This window comes from Candidatus Margulisiibacteriota bacterium (assembly GCA_018822365.1).
GTDB lineage: Bacteria > Margulisbacteria > WOR-1 > O2-12-FULL-45-9 > XYB2-FULL-48-7 > XYB2-FULL-45-9.
On sequence record JAHJKL010000086.1, the window covers coordinates 23858 to 33998 of the forward strand.

Consider the following 10141-nt stretch of genomic DNA (forward strand, 5'->3'; position numbering starts at 1 on the left):
AAACAATGGCTAACCATCTTTCCGCCCACCAGGCGATCCAACGGGGCATGGTCCATACAGCAGTACTGGCTGGAGGGTTTGGTTCACGGCTGGACGCCGCCACCGACCCGGGACGCAACAGGTTCGCGGTCGCCAAGCCGGCCTGCACCGTCGGCAATCTCCGGATAATTGAATTTACCATCCGCGCCTTAAGAAAAGCCGGGATCAGCGATTTTCACCTGCTCCTCTGCTTCCTGCCTGAGACTATCCGCCAGGTGGTCGGCAACGGCAAGATCTACGGCGGCAATGTCACGATAACCGAATCGACCCAGGACATCACCGACCCGCTCGACACCGCCAGCGTTGTCGGCAATTTGGTCAACAACAGCGGCTGGTCAAAAAATCCCGGTGATGTGATCATCGTCCCCAGCGCCGATATTATCCATGATGTTGATATCTCCGCTGCCCTTGACCAGCATCTTTTTAACAGGAAACAATACGGGGCCTGCGCCACAATTGTCTCAAACGCCGTCCCCTGGAGCAGCGTGGACCGCTTTGGCACAATGCGCCTGGAAGGGATGCCGGAACGCCAGGACTACAAGAACGACCTGGAATTTGAGGACGCGGTCGGCGCCTGGCTGACCGAGCATTCCGCCTCCAGCGCCAAGATCCTGGAATTCAAGGAAAAAGCCAGACGCGGCGCCGCGTTAAGCAACCTGAATAATTCCTCCCTTTACTTTTTTGACGCCTCTTTGTTCGAGCTGATCCTGCCACTATTAACAAAAGATGAAAAAGGCCCCCCCCTGGTACCGGAAATATTCCAGCCGGGCGGACCATCCCCCTTTTCTGACTGGGGAAGACATGTTTTTATGTGGTTGACCCATGAAGCCAGGCGCAATCAATATCCGGTCTTTACTTATGTCATGCCCGATCGCTCTTACTGGCGTGACGCCGGGATCGGCGAAGAATTGCGCCTGGCAAGCATGGATGTTCTGACCGGGAAGATCGATTCAGGCATTAAAGAAGGTGAAGGGGCTTTCTGGTTCCCGATCGGAGATAACAGCTGGCGCGGCCATAATGTTTTTGTCCACCCATCAGCTTACGTCGCCAATTCGCTGATCGGCGACAATGTCTCCATCGGGCCCGGCGCCACGGTCGAACATTCGGTAATCGGTTCAAACGCTCATCTGGAAGCAAAGGTCGGGTTAAGGAGGACTGTCGTTTTCCACCAAAGGGACCCGCAATTTTCAACCCTGATCGGTACCGGTTCCCAACTTACCGACTCGTTGGTTTTAGGGGGAAAGATCATTCCCGGGAGCCGTTTTAACGGCGCGATGCTTTACGATCCGGTAGGCGGCGTGGCGACCGGCTCGCTTGGCGGAAAAACCCAGTTCAGTCCGGCCAGATAACATTAATTTTTTGAAAGGAAGATAGAAATGAGCCACAGAACAATGCTGCTCGGCCTGGTTGGAGGGGTAGGCTCCCGGCTCTATCCACCGACCGCCCACTTTGGTTTATCCGCCAAAGAACTGAAAAAGGTCCGCCTCGGCCCACAAAGCTACAACGCTAACGCGATCCCAAAGCCGCTTACCCATCTTGGGCAAGTACCGCTTATGGGCCCGCTTTTTGAAAGAACGATCACCCAGACTGGAGTCGAGGACATTGCCATGGCGGTCATGTACCTGGGGAACGACATCAAAGCTTTTTTCGGCGCTAACATGGAAAGACTGCGGCGCGGGACCGGAAGTAGTTTTTATTGGGACCACCAGCAAGAGTTCAACCTCAACACCGCTGGTTGTCTGGTCCGGGGGTGGCAGTTGGACCTGAAAGGCCGGGACGGCCATGCTGAAACATATGTCGTTCTTTCCGCCGACATTCGCTCTAATGTAAATATCGGCCGGATGCAGAAATTTCATAATGAGCACAACGCGCTGATCACCATTGCTCTTGCCCCTGTTCCCTGGCAAGATGTCGGTCGTTTTGGCGTCGCTTTCCGGGAAGGGGCGACCTTTGACGGCGAGGGGCGCCAGGTCCCTCTGTCAGGCGGCAAGTTTTCCAGGATCACCCGCTTTGAGGAAAAAAACCCGGAGGCCAAAAGCAACTTAAATAACACCTCGATCTATTTAATTGATGACCGGGTTTTCCGCCTGATCGAGGAAGATGTCGAAGTTCCCGCCAACCAAAACCAGCTTGATCCACACCTAAGCACAGAAGAACAACAAAAACTAAATCCCTATAGTTTACCGGTCGCTAAAACCTTTGATCCCAAACGGGGAAACTATGCCAACGACTGGACCGACCCGATCACCGGCCGACACTACCGCCTTGGGGTTTTCTCTACTATTTTATTGATGTTAGGCAAAAGAAAAGAGGGGGAAGCCAACCTGCGCTTCCAGGATTGGGGGGGACATGTCTTCCCCGAGATCGTTACTCACCATCCGGAAATTTACCGGGCCGGCAAAGCGGGAGAGCGCGAAGGCTTTTTTGGCTATGTGACAGGCAGTCTTTGGGCCGATGACGGGACAAGGAAGGCGCTTCTCCAGGCGAACATCGAGATGCTCCGGGAAACAGGAGGCTATAATCAGAACGGAGGCCAGCACGATTTTTCCTGGTGGCCCAAACCCGGATATACCCTTTCACGAGACAGCGCCGGGAACAAACTCTGGGTCGCCGACAATGTGACGATCGAAGAAGGGTCGCACCTCATTGGCCCGCTGATGATCGGCCCAGGAGCAGTTATAAAAAGAGGGGCAATTATACAACGGTCGGTCATTGGCGCCAGCTGGGAAATTAGCGGCGGCGCGATCACCGACTCTGTTCTTTGGCCGGACCGGCTGGTAATCGGCCTCCCTCCAGGCCCGATCCCACTGGAGTATAAATTAACCGGAATGGTCCTGGAACATACCCTGGTCGGGAGCGGCCTCCACCCGGACAAGGACGCTTTTTTTGTCGACGATGGGGGCGACTACGGGCTGGTCTTCACCGGCGCGCGAACGATCAAAAACCGGGTCCTGGTCGCCAACTCGTCCGGGGTGTTCATTTCCAGCTTCTAGCCCGGTATTTTACCTGAAATTTTCGCCATTTTTTGCCGATATATATACAGAAAGGAAGCGGTAAGTATGTCGGCAATGAACTATCAAAGAATTCTACCAGCAAGGATCAACGCGCTGCCCAGCACAGCGCCGCATATCCAGGCGCTTCATCATCGGGGTGCGCGGCCAGGCTCGATTTTACCATCACGCTTCAACCCCATAACACCCGGACAAATCGCCAGTTGTGATCCAGCAACTATCGCGCCAACCGTCACTCAACTGAATTTAACCCCGCCGATTATCGCTAAAACAAATCGCGCACCATCATTGGCGAAAAAATTAATGGTCGGCGCCGCCGCCGGAGCCGCGACAATGTTAACTTCAGCGCTGGTCCTGGCCAGCGATGTTGCCACCCCGCTGGTCACCGGCGGCAATAAAGCTTTTTTCGCCTGGGGAGCGATCGGCCTGGGACTGGCCTACACCACCTGGCGCTTATGGAAACAACTTAAACCGGGCGATTATCAGTCGCCGCAAAGCCAGCTCAACACCGCCAGTCCGACCCCAAAAAAAATATTCAAGACCCTGGTCGTCCCCGCCTGGCTGACCATGATGGCGGTCGGCAGCGCGATGCGTTTTGCCCCGGCGATTGATGCTCTTCTCATCCCCTTGACCGAAAAATATCTGGGAGTGGTCCTCCCCAACCTGACCATTCCGATCGTCGGCATGCCGCTCACTCTCTCCTGGGCGGTCTGTTCTGTTTTGCTCGGCCGGGCGGCGATAAAAATGGCGGTCAGCTCCGCTGTCGACCTTTATCGCGCCTACCGCTTTCACCGTTACGGTGAACAGCGGAACGATATCACCCGGCCAAGGCTGATCTCCTCATTGATCACCAACAAGGGACACATCTCTTGGACGGTCGGCGCGATCTTTACCGTCCACTTGAGCGAGATCTACGCCACGCAAGCGCTTAGCCTGCTTCGCAACTTTCTCCACAACGCCCTGTTTGAACCAAACGCCCTGACCGGCGCCGCTGTTTTGGGGGCCGTCTTTGGATTGGTCGGTTTGGCCCGGCACTTTATTGTCGGCCGGAAAGAATTGAAAGTCGGCCAGCCACTGGAAAAACATCCCTGGGTCAAAACCGCCGCCCTGGCCGCCGGCTCCGCGTTTTTAGTCGGCGCCGGAGTTTCTCTCGGCGGCCCGGCCCTGGCCGCAGCCAACCTGCTGGTTTTTGCCGCGGTCTTGGGCTTCTACCACAACTTTATCCACTCCAGCCGCTCGCAGGAAGGGGGGCTCCATCAAAAAGACAAAGTCTTCCCGGTCTTTGATCTGCAATCGCTCTGGGAAAATGTCCGCGGCCCCTGGGGTGCGGCCAGAACAATTTTCAAGCCCGGAGTCGACATGGTCGATCCTCTCGTTTCTTCGTACATCATGGTCATGTTGACCGAAGGGTCCAATTGGGTCCTTAACGCCCTCTCCGGCTGTTTCTCCGCCGCTGATTATTCTAAGGCGATCCAAATGATCACCAAACTCCTAAACCCGGCGGCGGAAAAAATGAGGGCAATCCTTAAAACCGGTTACAACCAGGTTAAATCAGCCGCGACCGCTGAAGCGGCCCGCGACGCCTTTGCCGATTCTCTGGAAGCGACCGCCCGATTTCTGGAAGAGCGAGCGACCGGCGATCTAAAAACAGTTTCTGGGCTCGGTTTTCTAAAAGATGGGATGTTTGCCACCGGTTTGCCGGGAATAGACAACAAACGGGGGGACCAGGACCTGCGGGTCCATGGTGAACACTTGCGTTTTGCCGCCAGGATCTATGAAGAGACCGCCCGCCGGATCCGTTCCCAGGATATCAGCCAGGTCGATCTCGCCTCATACAAAGCGACCCTGGCGACCCGCCTAAACGCTCTCTACTGTCGGGCTTTCCCGCATTCCGACACCACACCGGTCCGTTTTTACACCAACATTCTGCCGGACGGTTACAACGCCAAACAATTTGCCGTCGACTTCTGCCAGCAGGTGATGGCCGATTTTGTCGGCGCTTTTGATGTCGCCATTATCGCCCCCAACGGCCAGCTCAAACTCTGGCTCGTCCCGATGAAAGTGGTCAAAGACTTTAAAGAGGATTACCGCGATGTTTTGGCGGTCGAAAGCCGGGACGCCGAAGGAGAAGACCTCCGCTTTGGCTGGTACGAGCGGGCTGACCATGACATCGTCAATACTACCCTTAGCGACATTGCTTATATTGACAACACCGACCACTTCCGCCGGCACGGGCACGACATCAGCAAATACCCGACAGCCGAGGTTTTGACCCCGCCAACCCTGGCCAATGACGAATACTACGATGTCGTCTACCGGGACGGCACCCGTTTAAGAGTTTTTGGTGACGGAAGAGATGAATTGATCTCCGGCACCCTTGAAGGGAAAGCCCCTCTGCTAATCCTGCCGGGAACCAAACGGCACGAATACACCGCGGCCAACACCGCCGAGGTCTTAAACGGCACACCGATCGACTCCACCCTTTACGATAGCTTGCAAAAGGGAGATATTCCCCACCCCTGGGGAGGTTCGCTGATCAAAGATTCTAATATCGCCTGCCGCTGGCGCTTTATGTACCCGACCGAATACACCAGCGTCAGCGACGCCGACCAGATGGATATCAACGTCACCAACCTCCGGCTCTTCCACGTCCGGGCCAATCCCCACCTGCGGATCATGTTCCGCCGGCCGCGGGTCGAAACGGTCCCCTACTCGCCCGATATGGTTGAATCAAAAAATGATTCCCTGCTGGAAGCGGGGGTCGCGGTGGTTTGGATGATGATGAAAGTCAAATTAGCCGACGGCCGGGAACTCTATTTCCCGCTCAACATGAACAAAGAGAACGAGCGGACCTTTGGCGGCGACCTTTGGAAATATATCGACCAGACCAAACCACTCCAGATCGTTAAAAAAGAGACCGGCTATTTTCTGAAAATCAGCTATCGCGAAGAAGCAAAAAAAGACCCGGACTTTCGCAACGCCGTCGGGATAGAAACCAACACGAATGGAACCCTCCCGGTCATGAAAGGGGGCAAATACAATAACCGCGAATCGATCAGCGAGGTCCCGATGCCAATCGAAATGATCGGCCTGGCTGACCAAATCAGCACGGCTTCGATCGACCCGATTCGTTACGGCGACGTCGGCGGTCCGGTCCCGGTCATGGACTACTTCTTCATCCGACACAACGAGAACGGCGACGTCACCGACCAGTCAAGGCAAAAAACTCTGCCGCGCCGCCTGGCCCAGCAGATTATCGCCGGGACTTATTCCCTGCTTAGCCAAAAAGAGATGGACCATGCCGCCCTGGTCGATAAAACCATTGAACCGGGCGATCTCCCCTACACCGACGACAATGGGCTGGTCCACATGAACATGACCAGGGAAGAATACGCTCAACTTATCGCCTGGCTCCCCAATTATCACGGCGGGCGTCAAGCAATGTTGCGCCAGGGGGAAATGACCATGGAGGTCGGCGAGTTTGTCGCCCTCTGCAACAGCGCTTACGAACAATTCTCTTATCGACGGTTTATGCCGGACGACCGCTACCGGACCTTTTGGGAAGCGGCGGAGGTCAAGCTATGAGCGCTATAAGATATGAACATATTCGCCGGATGGGGTCGCTCCCCTTCGCGGCGGTCAAGCCGGCGGGAAGCCTGCCGCGCCTCAATATTGGGGGGAGCACCGCCAACCTTAACGTCATTAACTGGCAGGGGCGGAGCTGGGAATGCGACTCCCGCCAAATGGGCTACAGCTTTCTCCACGGCTCCGAACCTCATCTGCACATTGTCGGAATGGGCTTGCCGGATGTTTTCTGGCAAAGCATTGGCTCAAAACAAAAAGAACCTGGTTGGGCGGTCGGCCGTTTTCAGGGAGAACCGGGAAATCCCCAGGGGCCAATTACCTGGCAGGCGGTCAGCGACCTTCAGGTTTCTCCTATCCTTTGGAAAACCAGCTCATCTGTTCTCTCCTATCTGGGGCATGAAACGGTCAGCGGCAATATTGCCGCCTGCCGGGCCGATGGAAAAGACATTATCACCACTCACATCTCCGGCGACCAGGACCGGAGACTGATCCACATCAATCCCGACGGCTGGACTAAAACCCACCCGGAGCGGCAACAGTTGATCGAACAGCTTGACGGAATATCGCTCTCGACCGATATTGAATCGACCTCCATGTCCGCGGACCGGACCAGGCTCCTTTTGACTTCAAAGATCAAAGACAGATCAGGCCGGCCGATCGTTCACGAGATCGACATCAGCTGGATCGCTCCGTCTGTTAGAGAGAGCATGTATGTTGATATCCGGGATAAAAAATATAACGTCCGCCTGATCGAGTCCGACCCACGGATCGACTTTGAAGTTCTGGAAAGGGAACAGGTCACCGTTTTTCACAACGAAACGATCAGGTTCCTTGATTATCAGACGATCCGGGCTTACCGCGACGAACAAGGGGTCTTCAAAGTGACCGTTGAAAACCGGCCGACCGCCAGAGACCCCAAACCAGAACCCCCGATCGTTCTGGCCGGCAAAACTTTCCGGGAGATCAGAAAATCAGACGCGTACAAAGCGCTCCCCAGAGAAGTGCGCAGGGCGATCATCAAAACCCTGTGGGAAACCTATGAAACTCCCAACCTCCCCTGGTCGCGAGTTAAGAGCATGCGCCACCGCTATTCGCTCCAGTATTATAATTACCGGGAAAGCCGGATCAAAAATGCATTAGAAACTCCCCTGCAGGAGGGGGAGTCGGTCGTCACCCTGCGGGTCCAGTCCTCTGCCCGGGTCGTCCATCTTGACGAAGCAAACGGCCGCCAACCAGGAGTCACAGAAGTTATCCCCCTTCCATTTGATCCGACCGAAGGGCATCCGGACCAATTCAGGCTGATGAACTTTGATCCGCGGCCAAATTCGATCGATGCCACCCGGTTCGTCCGGCCGGTCGATACCGCCATTGCTCCCCAGCATTTGATCGACCCTTATGTCATGGGGACAGAGATCATGGCCGCTGTCTGGCCAAAAGCCGACCAGCTCGGTTTCTTCGGACCGTTTATGCTGACTGCTATGGCCTTTCCGCACGGCAAGCAATTTACCGATTCGTTCATGAACCCATGGTTTGTCTCCTTATTTGGATCAACCTCCCACAGTATCTTTGACGGCAAACGGGATGCCGGACGAAGTTATTCCCTCTTTGGAAACGCCATGTATTCGGCCAAGATGGTCGGCGCCGCCATGGTGACCGGCCCCAACACCGACTCGGCCAGCCCGGTCAGGGAAGGTCGGCTCTTCCCGGTCAGGCTCCCGGGGCGGCCGCCGATCTTTGTCAAAACCGCTATCCCCGGTTCTTATATTGAGGTCATTGAAGACGCCCTCTCTTCGTATATGTTTATGCGGATGTTCGGTTTTGTGACCGAAACCACCGTTTTAACCTTAAGCGCGGGAGGCGGGCTCGACAACTATATGAACGCTTTAGTCACCCAGCGCGGGGTGCGCTGGAACGCCGGGGAAAATATCTATTCCAAAGACGCCTGGGAAGTAATTTATGAGGATATGATACGTGGCCCGGTCTTCACCCCCGGTTCCATCTATTATCAGGCCAAAACTTTTGTTCTTCGCGGTAATGGAGTTGCCCCGGAAGCAACCCAGGAAAATATCGACCGGGCCGACGGCCTGGGGGCGATTAAATCGCAAAAAGCAGTCGCAGTTGCCGCGAGCGGTGGAACAAAAAGCCCGGTTAAGCTCGTTATCGCCCCGAACCAACCGGTAGCTAAAATGTTTGAACCGGCCGAGGCGAGGGAATGGCTCAACGTCGGGACCTGGTACTGGGATTCCGGCGCCAAGCTGGTCTCTTTCTCAATGGTCGCGATCGCCGTTTCGCTTGGAGTCGCTCCGCTGGCGGTCGCCGGAGCGGCCTTCTTTTTTGTTTGTCTCGCCATGACCATGTTCAGCTGGCCGTTCTGGGCGGCGCAGATGGCCAAGGTTGGGATCGCGCCAAAGACTATTATTTCTGTTTTTCCCAAGCACCTTTTCTGGGGAAATCTCTCGATGCACACCACCGTCAAAGCCAACTTCGACATGGGAAGGCTGGGGGTTGGTCGGTTCCGGATCAGCGACCGGAGCCTCGGCAATCGTGTCCCTCTGCGCGATAAACGGACCTCTTTTTGGGTCGGAATCGTTCTCCCGTCAACCGCCGGGACACTTCTTGTCGGCGGAGCCCTGGCAATCACCGTCGCGATGGGAGCGGTCCCGATCGCCCTGGCCGGTCTCCCATTTATCGCCGGCTGGCTCGCCTCCCGTTTCCTGGACAAGTGGGCAAGCCGCCTCCTGCCGAACGCCAACCAACAAAGCTTTGCCAAAGCGGCCCTCCGCTTTGCCGCCCGGAATGTTCCGTTCGCCCTGGGGATCGGCGCCTCCCTTCTGGTCCTCCCCTACTACGCGGTCTTTGCCATTCCGCTGGTGACCGCGGCAATGGCGGGAGGGTGGTCGCTCTACATGGGAGCAAACATCCTTAAGGAATTTTCGATTTATCACAAAGAACAACGGGAAGCCTTCACCCGACCGGAACCGAACCCGCAAAGTATCGCTCGCCATCAGGCCGACACCTGGCGGAACACTTTTAAAGAGATATTTGGGATCAGGCCGCCGACTTTCTTTAAACAGGAATTTACCGCCAGCTCTAACCCAAAAGTCGACCCCTATAAGCTCTGGGAAGCGATCGACACTGCTAAGGCCGGCCTGCTTGACAAACCAAGCGGCAATCCAATGGCCAACCTCAATAGTTTAATTAATGGCGAGGAAAGTGCCGACAAAAAACCAGAATTAGCTCGGATCGTTTACCTCTATAACGAACTAAAAGAAAAACTGGCCGCCAGCAAGACTCCTGGATTAGAAGGGATTATCCGCCGCTGGAAGATCAACCGTCTGGAGACCCAAACCAGGAATAATGTCGCCACCCTGCTTAGGGAACATCGCCAGGCCGGCAGATTAGAAGCCGAACAATACGACCGGATCTGTGAACTAAATCGACTGGTCATTGAAGAAGCCTTCCCCGGCAACACGCCGCGGGAACGGTGGATCTAAGGAGGGATGAAA

At 55.5% G+C, this 10141-nt stretch carries 4 protein-coding genes; all 4 read left to right on the top strand.

What is annotated here, in order from left to right; all coding sequences use genetic code 11:
* The first annotated feature begins 5 nt into the window (after window positions 1–5).
* Window positions 6–1388: a hypothetical protein gene (locus KKF06_08555; protein MBU1617804.1), complete on the top strand. Its 1383-nt coding sequence runs from the start codon at window positions 6–8 to the stop codon at window positions 1386–1388.
* A gap of 27 nt (window positions 1389–1415) precedes the next feature.
* A complete protein-coding gene (locus tag KKF06_08560; protein ID MBU1617805.1) occupies window positions 1416–3032 on the top strand; it encodes a hypothetical protein in 1617 nt (538 codons plus the stop codon).
* A 75-nt stretch (window positions 3033–3107) separates the two neighbouring features.
* A complete protein-coding gene (locus tag KKF06_08565; protein ID MBU1617806.1) occupies window positions 3108–6635 on the top strand; it encodes a hypothetical protein in 3528 nt (1175 codons plus the stop codon).
* Window positions 6632–10129, top strand: coding sequence for a hypothetical protein (locus KKF06_08570; GenBank protein MBU1617807.1), 3498 nt, complete (start codon window positions 6632–6634; stop codon window positions 10127–10129). Before KKF06_08565 ends, KKF06_08570 begins: the two co-directional genes overlap by 4 nt.
* Window positions 10130–10141: the final 12 nt, after the last annotated feature.

What these genes read in the sequence shown, in the direction of transcription:
- KKF06_08555 (MBU1617804.1), top strand. Translation starts at nt 6, where the DNA reads ATGGCTAACCATCTTTCCGCCCACCAGGCGATCCAACGGGGCATGGTC.
- KKF06_08560 (MBU1617805.1), top strand. Translation starts at nt 1,416, where the DNA reads ATGAGCCACAGAACAATGCTGCTCGGCCTGGTTGGAGGGGTAGGCTCC.
- KKF06_08565 (MBU1617806.1), top strand. Translation starts at nt 3,108, where the DNA reads ATGAACTATCAAAGAATTCTACCAGCAAGGATCAACGCGCTGCCCAGC.
- KKF06_08570 (MBU1617807.1), top strand. Translation starts at nt 6,632, where the DNA reads ATGAGCGCTATAAGATATGAACATATTCGCCGGATGGGGTCGCTCCCC.